The 21,231-nt window shown below is 72.3% G+C and carries 19 protein-coding genes; 11 read left to right on the top strand and 8 right to left on the bottom strand.

Annotation, left to right across the window (positions count from 1 at the left end):
• Positions 1-44: 44 nt before the first annotated feature.
• Together AB0E85_RS26265 and AB0E85_RS26270 are read left to right on the top strand one after the other, a co-directional pair.
• On the top strand, positions 45-362 hold the full coding sequence (locus AB0E85_RS26265) for a hypothetical protein (RefSeq protein ID WP_361931756.1): 318 nt from the start codon (positions 45-47) through the stop codon (positions 360-362).
• Positions 323-655: a hypothetical protein gene (locus AB0E85_RS26270; RefSeq protein ID WP_361931759.1), complete on the top strand. Its 333-nt coding sequence runs from the start codon at positions 323-325 to the stop codon at positions 653-655. The genes AB0E85_RS26265 and AB0E85_RS26270 overlap by 40 nt, the downstream gene beginning before the upstream one ends.
• On the opposite strand, the gene AB0E85_RS26275 is transcribed toward AB0E85_RS26270, so the two are convergent.
• The 5 genes from AB0E85_RS26275 to AB0E85_RS26295 all read right to left on the bottom strand — a co-directional run bounded on the left by AB0E85_RS26275 (position 615) and on the right by AB0E85_RS26295 (position 7,201).
• Positions 615-1,394 (bottom strand): endo alpha-1,4 polygalactosaminidase, encoded by a 780-nt coding sequence (locus AB0E85_RS26275; protein WP_361931762.1) that lies wholly within the window; start codon positions 1,392-1,394, stop codon positions 615-617. The two genes, AB0E85_RS26270 and AB0E85_RS26275, sit on opposite strands and share 41 nt — an antisense overlap.
• Positions 1,391-2,050 (bottom strand): spherulation-specific family 4 protein, encoded by a 660-nt coding sequence (locus AB0E85_RS26280; RefSeq protein ID WP_361931765.1) that lies wholly within the window; start codon positions 2,048-2,050, stop codon positions 1,391-1,393. Before AB0E85_RS26280 ends, AB0E85_RS26275 begins: the two co-directional genes overlap by 4 nt.
• Entirely contained in the window at positions 2,047-3,555 is a 1,509-nt protein-coding gene (locus AB0E85_RS26285; protein WP_361931768.1) for a hypothetical protein, read from the bottom strand. Before AB0E85_RS26285 ends, AB0E85_RS26280 begins: the two co-directional genes overlap by 4 nt.
• Entirely contained in the window at positions 3,552-5,075 is a 1,524-nt protein-coding gene (pelF, locus tag AB0E85_RS26290; protein ID WP_361931771.1) for a GT4 family glycosyltransferase PelF, read from the bottom strand. The genes AB0E85_RS26285 and pelF overlap by 4 nt, the downstream gene beginning before the upstream one ends.
• Positions 5,076-5,209: 134 nt before the next feature.
• Positions 5,210-7,201 carry a hypothetical protein gene (locus tag AB0E85_RS26295; RefSeq protein ID WP_361931773.1) on the bottom strand — a complete coding sequence of 664 codons (1,992 nt, stop codon included), beginning with the start codon at positions 7,199-7,201 and terminating at the stop codon, positions 5,210-5,212.
• A gap of 97 nt (positions 7,202-7,298) precedes the next feature.
• Here AB0E85_RS26295 and AB0E85_RS26300 point away from each other — a divergent pair, with 97 nt between their 5' ends.
• From AB0E85_RS26300 to AB0E85_RS26335, 8 genes are all read left to right on the top strand, one after another.
• Complete coding sequence (locus tag AB0E85_RS26300; RefSeq protein ID WP_361931776.1) at positions 7,299-7,424, top strand: hypothetical protein; 126 nt, start codon at positions 7,299-7,301, stop codon at positions 7,422-7,424.
• Between the two features lie 155 nt (positions 7,425-7,579).
• Positions 7,580-9,106 carry a leucyl aminopeptidase gene (locus AB0E85_RS26305; RefSeq protein ID WP_361931779.1) on the top strand — a complete coding sequence of 509 codons (1,527 nt, stop codon included), beginning with the start codon at positions 7,580-7,582 and terminating at the stop codon, positions 9,104-9,106.
• A gap of 265 nt (positions 9,107-9,371) precedes the next feature.
• Positions 9,372-10,760: a dihydrolipoyl dehydrogenase gene (gene lpdA, locus AB0E85_RS26310; protein WP_361931781.1), complete on the top strand. Its 1,389-nt coding sequence runs from the start codon at positions 9,372-9,374 to the stop codon at positions 10,758-10,760.
• A gap of 63 nt (positions 10,761-10,823) precedes the next feature.
• A complete protein-coding gene (gene sucB, locus AB0E85_RS26315) occupies positions 10,824-12,611 on the top strand; it encodes a 2-oxoglutarate dehydrogenase, E2 component, dihydrolipoamide succinyltransferase (RefSeq protein WP_361931783.1) in 1,788 nt (595 codons plus the stop codon).
• Positions 12,612-12,865: 254 nt separating this feature from the next.
• Positions 12,866-13,489: a GntR family transcriptional regulator gene (locus AB0E85_RS26320; protein ID WP_033312601.1), complete on the top strand. Its 624-nt coding sequence runs from the start codon at positions 12,866-12,868 to the stop codon at positions 13,487-13,489.
• A 267-nt stretch (positions 13,490-13,756) separates the two neighbouring features.
• Positions 13,757-16,459, top strand: a complete 2,703-nt coding sequence (gene aceE / locus AB0E85_RS26325; RefSeq protein ID WP_361931787.1) for a pyruvate dehydrogenase (acetyl-transferring), homodimeric type — start codon at positions 13,757-13,759, stop codon at positions 16,457-16,459.
• 59 nt (positions 16,460-16,518) lie between these two features.
• Complete coding sequence (locus tag AB0E85_RS26330) at positions 16,519-17,496, top strand: WYL domain-containing protein (RefSeq protein ID WP_361931790.1); 978 nt, start codon at positions 16,519-16,521, stop codon at positions 17,494-17,496.
• A 62-nt stretch (positions 17,497-17,558) separates the two neighbouring features.
• Entirely contained in the window at positions 17,559-18,080 is a 522-nt protein-coding gene (locus AB0E85_RS26335) for a DUF4240 domain-containing protein (RefSeq protein WP_181361285.1), read from the top strand.
• Here AB0E85_RS26335 and AB0E85_RS26340 read toward each other — a convergent pair whose 3' ends face one another.
• Both AB0E85_RS26340 and AB0E85_RS26345 read right to left on the bottom strand, forming a co-directional pair.
• Positions 18,081-18,308 (bottom strand): hypothetical protein, encoded by a 228-nt coding sequence (locus tag AB0E85_RS26340; RefSeq protein WP_361931792.1) that lies wholly within the window; start codon positions 18,306-18,308, stop codon positions 18,081-18,083.
• A 53-nt stretch (positions 18,309-18,361) separates the two neighbouring features.
• Positions 18,362-19,225 carry a peptidoglycan recognition protein gene (locus tag AB0E85_RS26345; protein WP_361931794.1) on the bottom strand — a complete coding sequence of 288 codons (864 nt, stop codon included), beginning with the start codon at positions 19,223-19,225 and terminating at the stop codon, positions 18,362-18,364.
• A gap of 191 nt (positions 19,226-19,416) precedes the next feature.
• Between AB0E85_RS26345 and AB0E85_RS26350 the strand changes: the two genes are divergently transcribed.
• Positions 19,417-20,601 carry a MarP family serine protease gene (locus AB0E85_RS26350; protein ID WP_361931797.1) on the top strand — a complete coding sequence of 395 codons (1,185 nt, stop codon included), beginning with the start codon at positions 19,417-19,419 and terminating at the stop codon, positions 20,599-20,601.
• A 113-nt stretch (positions 20,602-20,714) separates the two neighbouring features.
• On the opposite strand, the gene AB0E85_RS26355 is transcribed toward AB0E85_RS26350, so the two are convergent.
• Positions 20,715-21,212, bottom strand: a complete 498-nt coding sequence (locus AB0E85_RS26355) for a GNAT family N-acetyltransferase (protein ID WP_361931799.1) — start codon at positions 21,210-21,212, stop codon at positions 20,715-20,717.
• Between the last annotated feature and the right edge of the window lie 19 nt (positions 21,213-21,231).

The raw sequence follows: 21,231 nt of genomic DNA on the forward strand, positions 1-21,231 counted from the left end.
GCCGCTAGCTTCCTGCCCCGACACACAACGATCGGGGGACGTTCATGCCGAAGCTGCGCCGTGCCACGGCCTGGCTCGTCGATTTCGCGCTCGTGGTGGCATTGGCCTCGGCGCTCGCCGTGCTCACCTTCCACCGGGTCTCCGCGCTCGTCACCGACGTGCCCGAGCTGGCCACCCGTGGCGGTTTCGACCTGCTGACCTCGCGCGGCGACGTGCTCGACGCCTCCCAGGACCTGGGGCTCTCGCTGTGGGACAAGTCGGTGCTGTACGTCGAGCAGGCCTTCGGGCTGCTGGTGCTGACGGTGTTCCTCTACCAGTGGGCGTGCCTGGCCCTGGCCGGCGCACGATCGGCAAGGCCCTGACCGGGCTCAAGGTCACTGCGAACCTGCCGCGCCGGGTCAGGGCGGCGCGGCGGGCCGCGGTCACCACCGCGGCCGACATCGCCGTGTACGCCGTGGCCTGTGTGCTGCTGGTCGAGGGTCAGGTCGTGCTGTCGGTCCTGGTGTGGGGGGTCGCGGTGGTGCTGTTCCTGACGAACGCGCTGCCGGTCCTCTCCCCCGGCCGCCGGTCCCTCGCCGACCGCGTCGCGGGCACGGCGGTCACCGGCATCGGGGTCAGCAGGCCCGTCGCCATGCCCCCAGTTCGTACTTCTTGAGCAGCGAACTGAGCTTCAGGCGGCGGGAGTCGGCGCAGAAGCGGCCGGTGGGCACCTCGTACTCGACGTGGAAGACGGCCTTGCCGGCCTCGACGAACGGCTTGAGCGCCGCACATTCGCCGTACTGGGCGCACTGCTCGTTGACCGCGAAGTCGAAGTCCCCGACCAGTTCCGGGATCTGGTCCAGGTCGTTCTTCAGACCGACGGCCAGACCGCGGTCGTGGGCCAGCCGGGCGATGAGGCGGTTGTAGCGGAGCTGGTCGGTGGCCGTGAGCGGGAAGCCGGTGTCGTTGCGGTAGCCGTCCATGTTGTCCGGCTCCACCGCGTCGAAGCCCTTGTCGCGGCACATGTCGATCCGGGCCGCCATGAGCGGTTCCAGGACGTCGGTGCGGCGGATGTCGAGCCAGCGCTCGCCCTTCCAGCCGTTGCCGCGCCCGAGCACGGCCTTCGGGAACTTCCCCGCGTCCGGGCGGAACTCCTCCCAGGCACCGGTGGAGAGGTAGCAGATGACCTTGCGGTCCTCGCGGTGCAGCCGGGCGACCGTGTCCTCGGAGTGGTCGAAGCCGTCGATGTCGTAGACCGGCACGTCGACGGAGGTGTCCAGGCGCCCGCTGAGCTGCCACTGCCAGGCGGTGCCGGGGCGGGGCTGCCAGCGGGGGCCGGGCTTGTCGTCGGACTCCCGGGTGCAGCCCGCGAGCAGGAGGACCAGCAGGGCGACGAGCAGGGACGGGCGTCTCACGAGGTGTTCTCCGGCTTGTGCAGGGGGTACGGGAGCGTGCCCCAAGGATGATCGCCGGAGCCGGGCACCGCGCAGTGCACCGCCGCGCCCCGCGCCCGGGCCAGGCCCTCCGGGTCGGCGCCGGGCGGCACGTCGAAGACGAGGTGGCACAGCCGTACGTCCGGGCCGCCGGGCCGGGGTTGCGGGGGCAGGGCGCGGTACGAGGCCCAGGGGCCCTCGAAGGTGACGAGGACGTCGGCGATGCGGGCGTAGCAGGGGTGGGGTGCCGTGCCGTGGTTGAGGACGAGGGTGGCGCAGCCGACGCCCCAGGCCGCGACCGCCAGCCTCTGGTAGTGCTCGAACTCCTCGGGCCCGGACGGAACCTGGTCGAGGAAGGCGCCGTCGGTGCCGTACCAGTCGCGGTGCCGGGTGAGGTCGCGGACGACGTCGGTGGCGGCGCGGCGGCCGTAGTCGGTGTCGGTGTATCCGAGGACCCTCGCGCCCTCGGCCCGCAGCCGGGCGGCGACCTCGGCGAAGGCCGGGTCGGGGCGGTCGCCGGGGCCGCTGGCCGGGTTGAGGACGACCCCGTACAGGCGGGGCGCGGCCGCGACGATCGCGTCCCATTCGGCGGGGCGGACGGACGGGTGCTCGTAGTACGGGACCAGGAGAGTGCTCATCGGTGGGCGGTTGCCCTCCCCAGCAGCTGGCACACCAGGGCGGCCTGGACGGCGGCCGCCGTGCCGTACACGACCGCTCCGGCCACGTGCGGATCGCCGGCACGGGTGACGAGGAGCAGGGTCTGGACGAGGGCCGCGGCGCAGCACACCGCCGTCGCGCCGGTCACCGCTCCGAACGACTGGAGCAGCAGCCCCGTCCACAGGACCACGCCCAGCAGGAGCAGGGCGGCCGGCCGGACACCGCCCGGTACCGGGGCGTTGGGCCACAGGGCCCAGGCGGCGAGACTCAGCGCGAGCAGCACGGCGAGGTAGGCGGCCAGACACCGCGCGACGGTTCGGACCGTGGTCCGCCGGAAGTCGCGGGCGGTGCTGCTGGAGCGCAGAGCGGCGAGGCTGCCGGTGCGGAAGCGGTACAGCAGCCACTCGGCGGGCCCCATGCTGAGGGTGAGCGCCACGGCGGCGGGCGCGGCGACCGCTCCGGCGCTCTCGCCGGCGAGCACGTCGCCGAGCGCCGCGTACAGCACGAGCACACCGGTGGCGAGCCCGAACAGGGCGTACGGCAGGGAGCCCGTGAGCCGGGGTCCGGCGGGACGGCGGTGGGCGGGGAGGGTGCCGAACGCGCCGAACGGGAGCAGGGCGACGAGGCCTGCCGTCCAGCCCTGCTCGTCCTTGAGGGCGGGTGCCACCTCGCGCAGTGCCAGCGTGACGACCGCCGCGAGCGAGCCCAGAAGCAGGGCCAGGGTCGCGGGCTCGGGCAGCGGGTCGGCGAGTGACCAGACCGCGCCCGTCGCCATGGGTGCGAGCGCGAGCAGCAGGAGCCGCTCACGGCCCATCACCAGCAGGACGGTCGCCGCGGCCAGGTAGCAGGACTGCCCGGCGGCGAAGGCGACCACCCCCGGGGCGGCGCCGCCCGCGAACGACACGGCGACCAGGGAGCCGAGCAGCGCGCCCGCCGGGGCGCCGAGCAGCAGGGCGCGCCGGGCGGCCGGCCGGTCGCCTAGCCCCAGCCACGCGTACGCCCGGTGGGCGAGGCCCTGGTTCCAGGTCCAGCCGCACAGGGCCCCTGCCAGCAGCGGGACGGTGCCCGCGGGGAGGCCGAGGTCGCCCGGGCCGGTGAACAGGGGCGCGCCGAGGACGTAGGCGAGCCCGGGCAGGGCGAAGACGACGCCGCGCAGCAGGCAGCCGAGGAGGCCGGTCCGCCAGGGGTCGGGGGCGGGGCCGTCGGGTTCGGGGTAGCGGCGTTCGACGCGTTCGTAGAGGGTCTCGGCGAGCGCGAAGGAGTTCTTCACGCCGTACCGCTCGCGTATCTGGTCGTCGGAGAGGCCGTCGGACTCCAGCAGGGCGGCTATCTCGTCCGGGTGGACGGCAGCGGCTATGAACTCCTCCAGCCGGGCGGTCAGTTCGTCGACCGGGTCGGGCCGGGCCCAGCTGGGGGTGCGCTGCCGGGGAATGGCGGGAAGGGTGTCCGGGCGGGAGCCCGGGGGCAGCCAGACGCTTCCGCTCACCAGCCGGCCCCGTCCGTCGCGACGGACGCGTACCAGGGGTCGCGCAGTTCCAGGGTCCAGTCGGCGACGGTCTCCAGGGTCGGCTCGTACACCTCGTCCTCGCCCGCGAGTTCCTTGTAGATGGTGCGGAAGGCGTCCACCGAGCGGCGCAGCGTGAAGCGGTCGATGACGCGCTGGCGGGACAACTCGCCCAGTTCGAGACGCCGTTGATCGTCCTTGAGCAGGGTCAGCGCGGCGGCGGCCATCTTCTCCGGCTCACGCGGGGGCACCACCAGGCCGGTGTCCCCGACGGCCTCGCGCACCCCGCCGACGTCCGTCGACACCGTCGTACGGCCACAGGACATGGCCTCGATGATGGAGAACGGGAAGCCCTCCGAGATCGACGACAGCATGACGAGGTGCCCGGCCGCGTAGGCACGCCAGACCTCGGTGATGCGGCCCTCGAAGGTCAGGCCGTCGGTGACGCCCAGTTCGGCGGCGAGCTTCTCCAGCCGGGTGCGGTAGGCCTCACCGCCGGGCGGCACCGGGCCGAAGAGCCGGAGCCGGGCCGCCGGGATCTCGGCACGCACCATCGCATAGGCGCGGATCAGGGTCTCCAGGTCCTTGATGGGGTCGATCCGGCCGCACCAGGACAGGGTGGGGACCTCGGGCTCGGGGCCGGCGTGCGGGAAGGCGGCCGGGTCGACGCCGTTGTAGACCGTGCGGATCTTGCCGGCGTCGGCGCCGCCGCGCTCCTCCCATCGGCGGTTGTACTGGTTGCAGGGGGTGATCAGGTCGGCGGCCCGGTAGCCGTAGGAGTTCAGCTCGCGGTAGAAGCCCAGCATGAAGGCCTTCACGGGCCACCGCTGGGCGTCGCGCCGGTAGCCGAGGTAGCGCTCGCGCAGGTAGATGCCGTGCTCGGTGAGCAGGAACGGCACCCCGTCCAGGTGGCGCGCGGCGAGCGCGGGCAGGGTCGCGAGGCCGCTGCTGACGGCGTGCGCGACGGAGTCCTCGGGGATACGGACCCCCAGCGGGCGCAGCGCGTGCTCCAGCAGGTCGGTCGCGGTCAGCGCGTCGTGCACGGTGGGGCCGGCGGCGGCGGTCGGCAGGTGCGGCATCGTCCATATCCACATCAGGGACCGCAGCGCCGACTCGGTGCGCAGCGCCGCCGCCAGCACTCCGTCCCGGGCGAGTTCGGCCAGCTCGTCCAGGGATTCACCGAAGTCCGCGTGCGAGCCGGGGTCCAGGAAGGAGAGCAGGAAGCGCTCGTAGCTCTCGGTGAAGCGGCGGCGGGCCCTGCCGTACGGGGGTCTCGTGCGCCCGGGGCGCGGGCCCCAGGTGGGGACCGAGGTGTGCGCGTAGACGTTGGGCGGCAGTTCCCAGGTGACGGGTTCTCTGCCGTTGCCGGTGAGCGAGACGATGTGGAAGTCGACCTCGGGCATGCCCTTGACGAGCTGGTCGCACCAGGTGCTGACGCCGCCGTGGACGTGCGGGTAGGTGCCTTCCGTGAGCATGGTGACATGACGGCCTGTTCGCCTCATGCGGTGTTTTCCCCCTGTGGTGCGGATGGTGTGCGGGGAACTGCCGCCCGGATCACGAGTGCGGGCTCGTGGTGGGCTGGTCGCGCCCCGCGGCGTAGCCGCACATCACATGCGGCCCCGCGCCCCCGAGAGCTCTAGGGCAACTTCAAGGTCAAAGCCGACTGGAGTGCTGCCGGGGTCGTCCAGGCCGAGCGGGCTCCGGCGTACGGGGTGCCGAACGCGGAGGTGCCCAGCACGAGTTGCTTCTTCGTGCCCTCCGGCGCGGTCACCGGGATCTGCGTGCCGGACGGGGCGGTGACCGTGACGGTGTCGCCGATCCGGTACGCCGTCACGCGGTTGTTCGTCAGGGCCGTCTGCCAGGCGGCGCGGCGCTGCACCTCGGTGCCGATCGCGCTGTGCCGGGGGTTCTCCAGCGGGGTGTTGCCGGCGAACAGGGCCCGGTAGTCGGCGAGCACCTTCTCCATGACCGGGTAGAGCAACCGGTCCTCGGCCAGGTTGGACTGGTGCGCGTAGTGCGGCCGGGGGTCGCCGCTGAGGGCGTGCCCGAGGGCGGTGCGGGCCTCCTGCGGGGCGATGTGCTCGGCGTAGCCGGTGGCCGGGTCGAGCGGCTCGTCCAGACACGTCGACGTCGGGTTGTCCTCGCAGACGCCGCTGCCGCCGTCGGCGCGCGAGGTGTAGACCCAGTTGTACTCGTCGGCCATCTCGGCCGCCGTGCCCACGTTGTAGTACACGTTCATCGGGTGGCGCGGGACGGTCAGGGCGTTGCCGACCTTCCGCTGCTCCGGCTCGCGCGAGTTGTCGGAGGCGATCCACTTGACGCCGGTGTCGGCGAGGGCGCCGGCCAGGCCCGGGTTGTCGTCCGGTTGCTGCGGCAGGGTCTTCAGGCCCGAGTGCTCACCGGTGACCAGCTCGGTGCGGTCGACGGGCAGGCCCTTGTTCACGGCCCAGTTGTGGTTGTCCCGGATCTGCGCGGCGATCTCGGCACGGCTCATGTACTTCGTCGAGCCGTCGGCGTTCTTCGCGCAGCTCCACGGCACGCTGGACGTGTCCTGGACGCAGCCGAGGAAGGGATGCGTGTAGGTGTGGTTGACCCAGCGGTACTGCGCCTTGTCGGCGAGCAGCCGGGTGGTGAGGGCGTCGGTGCCGCCGTGCTCGGTCTTCCACTCCTCGCCGGAGCCGGCGTTGAAGACCATGTCCATGGTGAAGCCGTGCTCGCGCTGCCACTGGGCGGCGTAGGCGGCGTCGTCGGCGGTCATGCGGATCGGCGCGGTGCCCTCGCCGTCCCCGCCCGCGCAGTCGAAGTCGCCCGGGGTGCAGTTGCGTTCGGTGTCCCAGCGGCTGTCCGGGGCGAACACGTCGTCGACGTGCACCGCGAAGGAGTTGCGGGTCCGGCCCAGGTGCACGCCTTGGGTGAGCCACTCGACGATGCCGCGGGCCAGCAACCGGAACTGCTGCTGGTTGTTGTTGTAGGCGAAGGTCACCACCAGTTCGCGGCGGCCGTCATGGGCGTACTCGCCGACCAGGCTGCCGCGGCCGGTGCCGCCGGGCACGGGGATGTCGACGTAGCTGGTGAAGCCGGTGCGGGGCCGGGCGACGTAGCCGTAACTCTCCTGCACGGCCGGGGAGCCGTCCTCGAAGCGGAACGCGCCGTCGAGATAGCCGAACGAGCCGGCCTTCCCGGCCGCGGTGACGGATGCCTCGCGGCCGTCAAGAGTGCCTGCCCAGCCACCCTCGCTGGTGTAGTCGAGGCCGACCCCCGGGTGCGCCCAGGTGTAGGCGTCGACCTGCGGGATGCCGTACGTCCGCTCGTAGGTCTCCAGTGCGGTCTGCTCGGCGGAGTCCGCGCCGAACGGGGCCTCGTTGGGCAGGACGACGCCCTGGTACTTGGCGCGGGGCCGGCCGTTCACGGTGTCGCTCAGGAACGCGGCCGTGATCCTCGGCCGGCCGGAGTCGCTCAGGTCGATGGTCGTGTACGGGATGCCCGTGCTCCTGAGCTGGGCGGTGACGGCCTGCACGGGACTGTCGCCGTTGTCCACCACCAGCACCTTCAGATCGATGCGTGGTGCCTCCGCGGCGGCCGCCCCGGGCGCTGTCGCCCCCGCCGTGATCATGCCTGCCGCCGTCATCGCGGCGGCCGTCCTTCTCCACCCGCGCGCACGCTGCGCCATGGTTCCTCCCCCAGAAGATCCCGGGATCCTCTTGCGTTCGAACAGAGGAGGACCCGTGGAAATCATGCAAAGCGGCGAGCAGGACGCTCGCCGGATCGGGACGAGTGTGACTCAGTTCACCGACATGGAGGATCAAGAAATGGCCACTACGCCACCGACAGGTGAACGCCCGCAGGAATGAGCGAACGGGGCCACGCGCGTAGTCTCGTCGTCGAGTGTTCGCCGCACCGGGGGAAGGCCCCGCGAGCCCCGGACCCGTAGGGTCGGCTGTCGGGCCCGGTCGACCCACACCGTTCGACCACAGCAACTTCACATCGGAAGCGAGATTTCACCACCGTGACTGCTCTCACTCTCAGCACCGCCGCGGCGCCCGGCCTGCGGGCCGACGCGATCGTGATCGGTGTCGCCAAGGGTGCCAAGGGGCCGGTCGTCGCACCGGGCGCCGAGGCCGTGGACAAGGCGTACGACGGCAGGCTGGCCGGCGTTCTGGAGACGCTCGGCGCCTCCGGCGGCGAGGGCGAGGTGACGAAGCTGCCGGCGCCGTCCGGCTTCAAGGCACCGCTCGTCCTGGCGGTCGGTCTGGGCCCCGTCCCGGAGAAGGACGCCGAGTACGGCACCGAGGTCCTGCGCAAGGCCGCCGGCGTCGCCGCCCGCTCCCTGGCCGGGTCCAAGAAGGCCGCCTTCGCGCTGCCGCTGGGCGACGCCGCCGACGCCGGCGCGATCGGGGAGGGCGCGCTGCTCGGCGCGTACTCGTTCGACGCCTACAAGGACAACGACAAGGACCCCAAGGCGAAGAACGGCAAGGCCCCCCTCGCCGAGGTCGCCCTGCTCGGCGGCAAGCCCCGCGACAAGGCGTACAAGGCCGCGCTCGAACGTGCCGTCGCCGTGTCCGAGGAGCTCAACCGCGCCCGCGACCTGGTCAACACCCCGCCCAACGACCTGAACCCCGAGTCGTTCGCCGCGATCGCCCAGGCCGCGGCCAAGGAGCACGGCATCAAGGTGCAGGTGCTCGACGAGAAGGCCCTGGTCAAGGGCGGCTACGGCGGCATCCTCGGCGTCGGGGCCGGCTCGGCGGCGGGACCGCGCCTGGTGAAGCTGTCCTACACCTCCTCGAAGGCGAAGAAGCACCTCGCCCTCGTCGGCAAGGGCATCACCTACGACTCGGGCGGCATCTCGCTGAAGCCGGCCGGTCACAACGAGACGATGAAGTGCGACATGAGCGGCGCGGCCTCGGTGTTCGCCGCGGTCGTCGCCGCCGCGCGTCTCGGCCTGGAGGTCAACGTCACCGGCTGGCTCGCCCTGGCCGAGAACATGCCCTCCGGGTCCGCGACCCGTCCGGGTGACGTGCTGCGGATGTACAGCGGCAAGACGGTGGAGGTGCTCAACACCGATGCCGAGGGCCGGCTGGTGCTCGCGGACGCCCTGTGGGCGGCGTCGCAGGAGAAGCCGGACGCGATCGTCGACGTGGCGACGCTGACCGGGGCGATGGTGCTGGCGCTGGGCAACCGGACGTTCGGGATCATGGGCAACGACGACGCGTTCCGCGCCGCGCTGTGCGAGGCCGCCGAGGAGGTCGGCGAGCCGGCGTGGCCGATGCCGCTGCCGGAGCACCTGCGCAAGGGCATGGACTCGCCCACGGCCGACATCGCGAACATGGGTGAGCGGATGGGCGGCGGCCTGGTCGCCGGTCTCTTCCTGCGCGAGTTCGTGGGCGAGGGCATCACCTGGGCGCACCTGGACATCGCCGGGCCGGCCTTCAACGAGGGCGGGCCGTTCGGGTACACGCCGAAGGGCGGCACGGGGACGGCCGTGCGGACGCTGGTGCGGCTGGCCGAGCTGACGGCAGCGGGTGACCTGGGCTGACCTTCGCCTGAGAGCCCGGTCTCGTCCGTTGTGTGGCGAGTGCGGGGGCGTGGGGGCTGGTCGCGCAGTTCCCCGCGCCCCCTGGGTCGGACAACGTGGGGCGTCTCACACAGCAGCCCGGCGTCTCTTTGTGTGTCGACAAGTGCGAAGATGGGGCTCGGCAGGACAGGGCCCCACCGAAGGGCCGAAGAACGAGCGGCCGGACACCAGCCGCCTGCCGGTCACCGAAGACCGGCTCACGGCGCACATGCATGGAGGACGTGACGTGGCGAACGACGCCAGCACCGTTTTCGACCTAGTGATCCTCGGCGGTGGCAGCGGTGGTTACGCCGCGGCCCTGCGCGGGGCGCAGCTGGGCCTGGACGTCGCCCTGATCGAGAAGGACAAGGTCGGCGGCACCTGCCTGCACCGGGGATGCATCCCCACCAAGGCCCTGCTGCACGCGGGCGAGATCGCCGACCAGGCCCGCGAGAGCGAGCAGTTCGGTGTGAAGGCCTCCTTCGAGGGCATCGACATCGCCGGGGTCCACAAGTACAAGGACGGCGTGATCGCGGGCCTGTACAAGGGCCTGCAGGGGCTCGTCGCCTCCCGGAAGGTGACGTACATCGAGGGTGAGGGACGGCTGTCCTCCCCCACGTCCGTCGACGTGAACGGCCGCCGCGTCGAGGGCCGCCACATCCTGCTCGCGACCGGCTCCGTGCCGAAGTCGCTGCCCGGCCTGGACATCGACGGCAACCGGATCATCTCCTCCGACCACGCCCTCGTCCTGGACCGCGTGCCGAAGTCCGCGATCATCCTGGGCGGCGGTGTCATCGGCGTCGAGTTCGCCTCCGCGTGGAAGTCCTTCGGCACCGAGGTCACGATCGTCGAGGGCCTGAAGCACCTCGTCCCGGTCGAGGACGAGAACTCCTCCAAGCTGCTGGAGCGCTCGTTCCGCAAGCGCGGCATCAAGTTCAACCTGGGCACCTTCTTCCAGAAGGCCGAGTACACCCAGGACGGCGTCAAGGTCACCCTCGCCGACGGCAAGGAGTTCGAGGCCGAGGTCCTGCTGGTCGCCATCGGCCGCGGCCCGGTCTCCCAGGGCCTGGGCTACGAGGAGCAGGGCGTCGCCATGGACCGCGGCTACGTCCTGGTCGACGAGTACATGCGCACGAACGTGCCGACCGTCTCCGCCGTCGGTGACCTCGTCCCGACCCTCCAGCTCGCGCACGTCGGCTTCGCCGAGGGCATCCTGGTGGCGGAGCGCCTGGCCGGTCTGAAGACCGTTCCGATCGACTACGACGGTGTCCCGCGGGTGACGTACTGCCACCCGGAGGTCGCCTCCGTCGGTATCACCGAGGCCAAGGCCAAGGAGATCTACGGCGCGGACAAGGTCGTCGCTCTCAAGTACAACCTCGCGGGCAACGGCAGGAGCAAGATCCTGGGCACCGCGGGCGAGATCAAGCTCGTCCAGGTCAAGGACGGTGCCGTCGTCGGCGTCCACATGGTCGGCGACCGCATGGGCGAGCAGGTCGGCGAAGCCCAGCTGATCTACAACTGGGAGGCGCTGCCCGCCGAGGTCGCGCAGCTCATCCACGCCCACCCGACCCAGAGCGAGGCGCTCGGCGAGGCCCACCTGGCCCTGGCCGGCAAGCCCCTCCACGCGCACGACTGACCCCTCGGTCGACGAACGCGACGACACAGACTTCCGCACTTTCCGTAAGGAGCAACCGAAACCATGGCGGTTTCCGTAACCCTTCCGGCGCTCGGCGAGAGCGTCACCGAGGGCACTGTCACCCGCTGGCTGAAGGCCGAGGGCGAGCGCGTCGAGGCCGACGAGCCGCTGCTCGAGGTGTCGACCGACAAGGTCGACACCGAGATTCCTTCGCCCGCCGCCGGTGTCCTGGCCTCCATCAAGGTCGCCGAGGACGAGACGGTCGAGGTCGGCGCCGAGCTGGCCCTGATCGACGACGGCAGCGGCGCGCCCGCCGCCGCCCCGGCCCCCGCCGCGGAGCAGGTCGCCGAGCCGGCCCCCGAGCCGGCCGCGGCCGCCCCGTCCACCGAGCAGGCCGCCCCGGCGGCCGCTCCCACCGCCGACGCCGCTGCCGGCGGCGGCTCCGCCGAGGGCACGGACGTCGTCCTGCCCGCGCTCGGCGAGTCCGTCACCGAGGGCACCGTCACCCGCTGGCTGAAGTCGGTCGGTGACAGCGTCGAGGCCGACGAGCCGCTGCTGGAGGTGTCGACGGACAAGGTCGACACCGAGATCCCCGCCCCCACCTCCGGCACGCTGCTGGAGATCGTGGTCGGCGAGGACGAGACCGCAGAGGTCGGCGCCAAGCTCGCCGTCATCGGCGAGGCGGGTGCCGCTCCGGCCGCCGCCCCCGCGCAGGAGGCCCCGGCCGCCCCGGCGCAGCCCGAGCCCGCCCCGGCTCCGGCGCCGCAGCAGGCCGCCCCGGCCCCGCAGGCCCCGTCGGCCCCGGCCCCGCAGCAGCAGGTCACCCCGGCTCCCGACCCGGCCCCGGCCGCTCCGGCGCCCGCCCCGGCTCCGGCCCAGGCCCCGGCCGCTCCGGCCGCCGCCAAGCCGGCCGACGACGGCGCCTACGTCACCCCGCTGGTGCGCAAGCTCGCCGCCGAGCAGGGCGTCGACCTGGCCACCGTCAAGGGCACCGGCGTCGGCGGGCGCATCCGCAAGCAGGACGTCGTCGCCGCCGCCGAGGCCGCCAAGGCCGCCACCACCGCCCCGGCTCCGGCCGCGGCCGCCGCTCCGGCGGTCGGCAAGAAGGCCCCGGTGCTGGAGGCGTCCCCGCTGCGCGGCCAGACCGTCAAGATGCCGCGGATCCGCAAGGTCATCGGCGACAACATGGTCAAGGCCCTGCACGAGCAGGCCCAGCTGTCCTCGGTCGTCGAGGTCGACGTCACGCGGCTGATGAAGCTGCGCGCCCGTGCCAAGGACGCGTTCGCGTCGCGTGAGGGCGTCAAGCTCTCCCCGATGCCGTTCTTCGTCAAGGCCGCGGCCCAGGCGCTGAAGGCGCACGCGCCGATCAACGCCAAGATCAACGAGGCCGAGGGGACCATCACCTACTTCGACACCGAGAACATCGGTATCGCGGTGGACTCCGAGAAGGGCCTGATGACCCCGGTCATCAAGAACGCCGGTGACCTCAACCTCGCCGGTATCGCCAAGGCCACGGCCGACCTGGCGGGCAAGGTCCGCGCCAACAAGATCACCCCGGACGAGCTGTCCGGCGCGACCTTCACCATCTCCAACACCGGGTCGCGCGGCGCGCTCTTCGACACGATCATCGTGCCGCCGGGCCAGGTCGCGATCCTCGGCATCGGCGCGACGGTCAAGCGCCCCGCCGTCATCGAGACGGAGGAGGGCACGGTCATCGGCGTCCGCGACATGACGTACCTGACCCTGTCCTACGACCACCGACTGGTGGACGGCGCCGACGCGGCCCGTTACCTGACGGCGGTCAAGGCCATCCTGGAGGCGGGCGAGTTCGAGGTCGAGCTCGGCCTCTGACCTTCGGCTCCACGGCTGATCGGTGCCCCGTCCGGATCTCCCGGACGGGGCACCGTCGTACCCGGGGGCGGGGCCGTATCGATGTGCGGCTCCGCCGCGGGGCGCGACCGACCACGACGGCGCGGCAGCCGAAGGACCGCCCGACACCCGTTGTGTAAGTCTCGTCTCACCTGCATCAAGACACCCCCACCCGCCCCACCCGCGGAGCGAACCGGCCGTATTGTCTAAACGTCAATCCCGACCGAGGAGCCCTCATGACCGCGCCCGTCATCCACTCGCTCCGCGAGCAGATCCGCGAGCACATCCTGGAAGGGATCATCAGCGGACGCTGGCAGCCGGGCGAGCGGATCGTCGAGCGCCGGATCGCCACCGAGCTGGAGGTCAGTCAGACCCCGGTCCGCGAGGCCCTGCGTGAGCTGGAGTCGCTGCGCCTGATCGAGTCCGCTCCGAACAAGGGCGTGCGCGTCCGCAACCTCACGGCCGCCGACCTGGAGGAGAGCTACCCGGTCCGGGCCGGTCTGGAGGCCATCGCCGCCGAGCTCGCCGCCCAGGGCCTCGCGGAGGACTGCTCGGCTCTGGAGCCCCACGTCAGCGCCCTGTACGAGGCCGACCGCGTCTCCGACGGCACGGCCCAGGTCCGCCACACCGTCGCCTTCCACCGCGAACTCGTGCGCGCCGCGGGCAATTCCGTCCTGCTGCACACCTGGGAAGGCCTCGGCATCGAGGTGTTCACGGCCCTGTCGATCCGCTGGCTGGGCACCCAGCAGCAGTCGTACGCGGAGGAGCACGAGGAGCTCGTCGCCGCCTTCAAGCGCCGCGACCCCCGCATCGCCGAACTCGTGAAGGCCCACGTGCTGGGCTGCGCGCCCCGGGCGTGACACCCGAGCGCACCCTCGCTCAGACGCCTCCGACCTGCGAAAACCGTTCATCAGCCCGTCACCGCGTGCCACCGCCGAAGGCACCCCGTGCCTATTTTCTCGTGATCAAGAGGTTTTGCCCCTCAACCCTTTGATCGATCATCGATCAGCGGGTTACAGTCGCCGACGGGCTTCCACCAGAGCCTCACGCCCTGTCCTGCCAAAGACAAAGGGCACCCCCGATCCCCTTATGTGAGGGAACCCCCTTCGACTGAGGAAGGCGGCGACATGACCGACCCCAACGCCATCCAGCCGAGCGAGCTCGACCAGCTCCCCGACCGGGACCCGGAGGAGACCGCCGAATGGCAGGCCTCTCTGGACGCGGTCACCAAGGCTGCCGGGCCGCACCGTGCCGCATACCTGATGCGCCGCACGCTGGAGCGCGCCGAGGGCGCCGGCATCGCGCTGCCGAAGCTCCTCGAGACCGACTACGTCAACTCCATCCCCACCTCCGCCGAGCCGGCCGTGCCCGGTGACGAGGCGCTGGAGCAGCGGATCACCGCCTGGAACCGCTGGAACGCGGCCGCCATGGTGACCCGGGGCAGCAAATACGGCGTCGGCGGCCACATCGCCACCTTCGCCTCCGCGGCCTGGCTGTACGAGACGGGCTTCAACCACTTCTTCAAGGGCAAGGAGCAGGACGGCTCCGGCGACCAGCTCTACATCCAGGGCCACGCCTCCCCCGGCATCTACGCCCGCGCGTTCCTCGACGGCCGGCTGAACGAGGAGCAGCTCGACAACTTCCGCCGGGAGTCGGGCGGCAACGGCCTGCCCTCCTACCCACACCCGCGCCGGCTGCCCTGGCTGTGGGAGTTCCCGACGGTCTCCATGGGCCTCGGCCCGCTGTCGGCGATCTACCAGGCCCGTTTCAACCGCTACCTGGCCAACCGCGGCATCAAGGACACCGCCGGTTCGCACGTGTGGGCGTTCCTCGGCGACGGCGAGATGGACGAGCCCGAGTCGACGGCGGCCCTGGCGCTCGCGGCCCGTGAGGAGCTGGACAACCTCACGTTCGTCATCAACTGCAACCTCCAGCGCCTCGACGGCCCGGTCCGCGCCAACTTCAAGATCGTGCAGGAGCTGGAGGCCCAGTTCCGCGGCGCCGGCTGGAACGTCGTCAAGACGCTCTGGGGCACGGCCTGGGACGAGCTGTTCCAGCTCGACACCACGGGCGCGCTCGTACGCCGCCTGCGTCAGGTACCGGACGCGCAGATCCAGACGTACCAGACCCGCGACGCCGCATACATCCGCCAGGACTTCTTCGGCGGCGACCCGGCGCTCGTGGAGATGGCGAAGCTGCTGAGCGACGACAAGATCCTCGAGTGCTTCCACCTCTCGCGCGGCGGCCACGAGTCCCGCAAGGTGTTCGCCGCGTACAAGGCGGCCGTCGAGCACAAGGGCGCGCCGACCGTGATCCTGGCCCAGACGGTCAAGGGCCACACCCTCGGTGAGGGCTTCGCGTCGAAGAACGCCAACCACCAGATGAAGAAGCTCTCGGTGGACGAGTTCAAGAACATGCGCGATCTGCTCGAACTGCCGATCAAGGACAGCGACTTCGTCGACGGCGTGGTGCCCTACGGCCACCCGGGCGCCGACTCCCCCGAGGTCCGCTACCTCCAGGAGCGGCGTGCCGCCCTCGGCGGTCCGGCCCCGGCCCGCCGCGTGCACCCGGTCGCGCCGCTGCCCGCCCCGGCGGAGAAGGCGTTCGCCTCCTTCGACAAGGGCTCCGGCTCGCAGAACGTGGCCACCACCATGGCGTTCGTCCGTCTGGTCAAGGACCTGGTCCGCGACAAGGAGACGGGTAAGCGCTGGGTGCCGATCGTCCCGGACGAGGCGCGCACCTTCGGCATGGAGTCGCTGTTCCCCTCGCTCGGCATCTACTCGCCCAAGGGCCAGACGTACGAGCCGGTCGACCGCGACCAGCTGATGTACTACAAGGAGGCCCAGAACGGCCAGATCCTCAACGAGGGGATCACCGAGGCCGGTTCGATGGCCGACTTCATCGCCGCTTCGACGTCGTACGCGACGCACGGCGAGGCGATGATCCCGTTCTACATCTTCTACTCGATGTTCGGCTGGCAGCGCACGGCCGACCAGATGTGGCAGCTCGGCGACCAGCTCGGCCGCGGTTTCCTCGTCGGCGCCACGGCCGGCCGTACGACGCTGACGGGCGAGGGCCTTCAGCACGCCGACGGCCACTCCCCCGTGATCGCGGCGACCAACCCGGCGGCGCTGACGTACGACCCGGCGTTCGCCTACGAGGTCGCCACGATCGTCAAGGACGGTCTGCGCCGGATGTACGGCGAGGCGGCCCCGGGTGAGGACCAGAACGTCTTCTACTACCTGACGGTCTACAACGAGCCGATGCCGCAGCCCGCGAAGCCGTCCGTCGACGGCGTCGACGAGGGCATCGTCAAGGGCCTGTACCGCTTCAACACGGCGGAGTCGGCGGGCATCACGCCTCCCGCGAACGCCCCGCGGATCCAACTGCTCGGCTCCGGTACGGCGATCCACTGGGCGCTGAAGGCACAGCAGCTGCTCGCCGAGGAGTGGGGCGTGGCGGCGGACGTGTGGTCGGCGACGTCCTGGAGCGAGCTGCGCCGGGACGCCCTGGAGGCGGACGAGGCGCTGCTGCGCGGCGAGGAGCGGGTGCCGTTCGTGCGGCAGGCGCTCCAGGGCGCCGAGGGCCCGGTGCTGGCGGTCTCCGACTACATGCGCCAGGTCCCGGACCAGATCGCGCAGTGGGTCGAGCAGGACTGGTCCTCGCTGGGTGCCGACGGCTTCGGCCTGTCGGACACCCGTGAGGCGGCCCGCCGCCACTTCGGTGTCGACGCCGAGTCGATCGTCGTCGCGGCCCTGGCCCAGCTCGCGGGGCGCGGCGAGGTCAAGGCGGCGTCCGTGAAGGAAGCGCGCGAGAAGTACGGTCTGTGATCGCAGACCGGTGATCGGCAGGCCCCCACCGCGGTGGGGGCCTGCTGCATGATGTGGCCATGCGTGCTGCCCGGCTGATCAAGATGGTGCTGCTCCTCCAGTCCCGGCCTTCCATGACCGCCGCCGAACTCGCCCGTGAGCTGGAGGTGTCGGAGCGGACCGTCACCCGGGACGCGCAGGCGCTGTCGGAGGCGGGCGTGCCGGTGTACGCGGACCGGGGACGGGCCGGTGGCTACCGGCTGATCGGCGGGTACCGGACGCGGCTGACCGGGCTGCACCGCGGCGAGGCCGAGGCGTTGTTCCTGTCCGGGGTGCCGGGGGCGCTGCGCGAGATGGGCCTGGAGGACGCGGCGTCGGCGGCTCGGCTGAAGGTGTCGGCGGCGCTGCTGCCCTCCCTCCGGGACGCGTCCAGGTCGGCCGCCCAGCGGTTCCACCTGGACGCGCCGAGCTGGTTCAAGGAGCCCAAGACGCCGGCCCTGCTGCCCGCCGTCGCCGACGCGGTGTGGGACGACCGGCGGATCGCCGCCCGCTACCGTCGCGGGGAGGACGAGGTCGTCCGGGAGCTGGAGCCGTACGGGCTCGTGCTGAAGGCGGGCGTCTGGTACCTGTGCGCGCGGGTGGCCCGGGGTGGGTCCTTCCGGGTGTACCGGATCGACCGGTTCACGGCGGTGGACGCGGACGGTGAGCGCTTCGAGCGGGAGCCGGACTTCGACCTGCCCGCGTTCTGGGAGGAGCGGGCGGAACAGTTCGCGCGGTCCATCCTGCGGACGCGGGTCGTGGTGCGGCTGTCCCCCGACGGCGTGCGCGCACTGCCGTACGCCCTGGACGCGCTGACCGCCCGGGAGGCCCTGGCGGACGCGGGCGCCCCGGACGAGGGCGGCTGGGTGACGGTGGACCTGCCGGTGGAGTCCGAGGAGGTCGCCCACACCCAGCTGGCGGCGCTGGGCCCGGAGGCGGAGGTGCTGGAGCCGGCGGGTCTGCGCGAGCGGTTCGCCGCCGACGCGGAGCGGCTGGCCCGGCTCTACCGGCCCGAGTGAGGCGCATAACGATCCCGCGCACTCCGGGTGCGGCCCTGTGTCCCAGGGCCGATGCTTGACCCGTGATGGACGAGACGGAGTTCTGGGAGCTGGTGGACGACGCCCGGGAGGCAGCCGAAGGCGACCCGGAGGAGCAGGCCGACCTGCTCGTGGACCGGCTCGCCCAGCTGGACCCGGACTCGGTCCTGGACTTCGCCCGTCACTTCGAGTCCCGTTACAACCGCGCCTACCGCTGGGACCTGTGGGGCGCTGCCTGGGTGCTGCTCGACGGGGCGAGCGACGACGCCTTCGACTTCTTCCGGTGCTGGCTGATCGGCCAGGGCCGCGAGGTGTTCGAAGGCGCCGTGCACGACCCGGACGCGCTCGCCGGTCTGCTGGACGACTTCGACGAGGAGATCGACGGCGACGGCGAGGAGCTCGGTTACGCGGCGGACGAGGCCTACGAGCAGCTCACCGGGGTGGTCGCCCCCGATCTGGAGATCGCGCCGGCGCCCCCCGAGCCGGAGGGCACACCGCTCGACTTCGAGAACGAGGCGCTGCTCGCCGAGCGCTACCCCCGGCTGTGGGAGCGCTTCAGGGGTTGATCAGGCGGCCCGGCGGCGGCTGGTGCCGGACGGGCGCTCCGCGTGCGTCTGACCGGCCCGCACCGCGTGGTGCATCGGAGCGGCGTTGGCCTGGCCGAGGGCGCAGGCGGTGACCGCGGCCGGGCCCAGGACGACGGTCACGACCGCGCAGAGCACCGCCCAGGGGCCGCGGGTGCTCCCCGCCCGCACGTCCGCGTCTCCCGGAGTCCTGCTACGACCGTTGTTCATGGTCCCCGCCTTCGGTCGGCCGGCTGTGGGGACGACCGTAGGCAGCCGGGATCTCAGGACGCCGCGCGTTCGCTGTGGCCTCGCTGCGGGCCGTCCGGCCGGCCCTGGAGACGGGCCGCGAGCTGTCTGATCTCGGGCAGGCGGGCGTGCAGGGCGGCGCCCGGGCAGCTGGTCATGTAGCCGTCGTTGTGGCCGGCGAGGGCGGGCAGGCGGGCGGTGGAGCCGGCCGCGTACCGGCTCAGGCCGTTGCTGGAGACCAGACGGACGTGCGAGCGCGGGTCGGTGCCGCTCAGGCCCAGTTTCCAGGCGGACAGCGCGGCGATCGCGCGGACCATGGGCCGCGGGACGGGCATGCCCTCGGTGAAGGTGCCGAGGGCGGCGATGCCGGCGGTGCGGTGGTTGAAGCCCTGGGTGTGGGCGCCGGTGACGGCGCGCTCCACGCCCCCGGCGCGGCCCTCGTAGATGGTGCCGCAGCGGTCGACGACGAAGTTGTAGCCGATGTCGTCCCAGTCACGGGTACCGGTCTGGCCGGTGTAGAGGTCCCGGATGATGCGCGGCGCGTCGGCGCAGTCGTAGCCGTTGGGCGAGTCGGTGTGGTGGACGAAGACGGCGGCGACCCGGTCGTCGTAGCGCGGGCGGGGCTGCGCGCGGGCGGCGTCGCCCAGCCAGTGCGCCCTCGGTACGACGGACGGGCGCGGTGCGCTGTAGGGCGTGGCTTCGGAGCGGGGCGGGGCGGCGTCGGAGCCGGTCTCGGCGGCGTTCTCGACGCCGTGGGCGCACAGGACCAGCGCCACGACGGCGGCGACGCCCGGGAGGCAGCCGAGCAGGACCCGGGCCGCGCGCGGCAGGCCGGCTGTGCCGGGTGTCCCGTCGGCGGAGTGCCTGCGTGTGCCCCGCCGTCTTCGGAAGACACGCATGGTCCCACTGTCGGCCTGATCGGGTCCGTCCGCGATGTGTGATGTGCCACCCGGTGGAACCATCGTCACGGTCCGCGACGTTTTTCCGAATGCACGCCCGCGTGGCCGATTCCGATCATCGCGTGCGCGTGTGACTGATCACCGGGCCCTCCCCCCGCGTATTAAGGGGTTCCGAGAGAAAGGCGGCGTGCGTGGACCTGCTCGACATCCTGCTGTTGCTGGTCGTCCTGGCCTACGCAGCGTCCGGCTACCGGCGCGGGCTGGTGGCCGGCTGCGTGTCGCTGGCGGGCTTCGTGGGCGGTGCGGTCGTCGGCGTGTGGGTCCTGCCGTGGGTGATGGGCCTGGTCGAGCCGGGGACGACGCGGGCGACGCTGACGGCGGTGTTCACGGTGCTGCTCCCGGCGGTCGTGGGGCACGAACTGGCGGGGCGTCTCGCGCTGCGGCTGCGGAGGGAGCTGGACCGGGGGCCGCTCAGAGTGGCGGACGGGATCGGCGGGGCCGTGGCTAACGCGGTGGCCGTGCTGATCGTGGCGTGGGTGGCCGCGAGCGTCCTGGGCGCGTCCTCGTCGCCGCTGGTCACCTCGGCCATCCGGGACTCACGCCTGCTCGGCGCCGTGCAGCGCACGATGCCGGACACGACCCCGGCCTGGTTCTCGGGGGCCACGTCCGCTTTGACGCAGGCGGGCTTCCCGCAGGTCTTCAACCCCTTCGAGAACGAGTCGACGGCCGAGGTCGCCAAACCCACCGGCGACAGTGTCACCGCCGCCGCGACCGACGCCGCCAAGCGGAGCACCGTGAAGGTCGAGGGCGTGGCGGGCACGCAGGGCCGCGAGGGCAGCGGGTTCGTGTACTCCCGGGAGCACGTGATGACCAACGCCCACGTGGTGGCGGGCATCGACGAGCCGACCGTGCAGATAGGCGGGGTCGGACGGACGTACGAGGCGCGGGTGGTGCTCTTCGACCCGCAGAAGGACGTGGCCGTGCTGTACGTGCCGGGGCTGAAGGCGCCCGTGCTGCGCTTCGACGACGACGCCGAGCGGGGCGACTCGGCGGTGGTCGCGGGCTATCCGGAGGACGGCGACCTGAACCTCCAGGCGGCGACGGTCGCGAACCGGGTGCGGGCGACGGGCCAGAACATCTACAACGACGGGACGGCCACCCGGGAGATCTACTCGATCCGCTCCACCGTCCGCCCGGGCAACTCCGGCGGCCCGCTGCTCACCACGGACGGCCGGGTCTTCGGCGTGGTCTTCGCCCGCTCCACCACGGACGCCGAGACGGGCTACGTGCTGACGGCGGACGAGGTCGCCTCCGACGCACGCGACGCAGCGACGGCGACGGCCCCGGTGGACACGGGCGAGCTGGCCGCGTCCTAGCGGGTTTCCGCGGGGTCCCGCCTGCCCCGCGAGGGCCGGGGCCGGCACGCTCCCCCAAGCTCTCGGCTTCGCTCGGGCAGGGGGCCCTAGGTCGGACACGGCCTAGCTCCGGCTCACAGGACGCGCCCCATGATCACGTCGTCGACGTACGCCCCGTCGAGCAGGAACTCCTCGGGCAGGACGCCCTCGACCACGAACCCCTCGGCCTCGTAGAGCGCCCGGGCCTTGGTGTTGTGCCCGAGGACCCGCAGGGTGATACGGCGCGCGCCGCGCCGGCGGGACGCCTCGACGGCGGCCCTGACCAGCGCCCGGCCGACGCCACGGCCACGTGCCTCCTCGGCGACGGCGAGACCCTGGATCTGGCGGACGTGCCGGTTCGAGTCGAGCGGTGTGGGGAAACCGAGGTGGACGTAGCCCGCGAGACGGCCGTCGAGCTCGGCGACCAGGCAGTCCTCGGGGGTGTGCCGCTCGCTGAAGAAGGGAGCGTAGGGCGGCTGGGGCTCGGGCGTCACCGCGTGCAGGTGCGACCAGGCGAGCCGGTCGAGCAGCGCCAGCTCGCCGTCGTCGTCGGGCCGGGCGGTGCGGATGTGCGGTGCGGGGAGCTCGGGCATGGGCGTCACCCTACGGCGA

It is taken from the genome of Streptomyces sp. NPDC029044, from assembly GCF_040637495.1.
GTDB lineage: Bacteria > Actinomycetota > Actinomycetes > Streptomycetales > Streptomycetaceae > Streptomyces.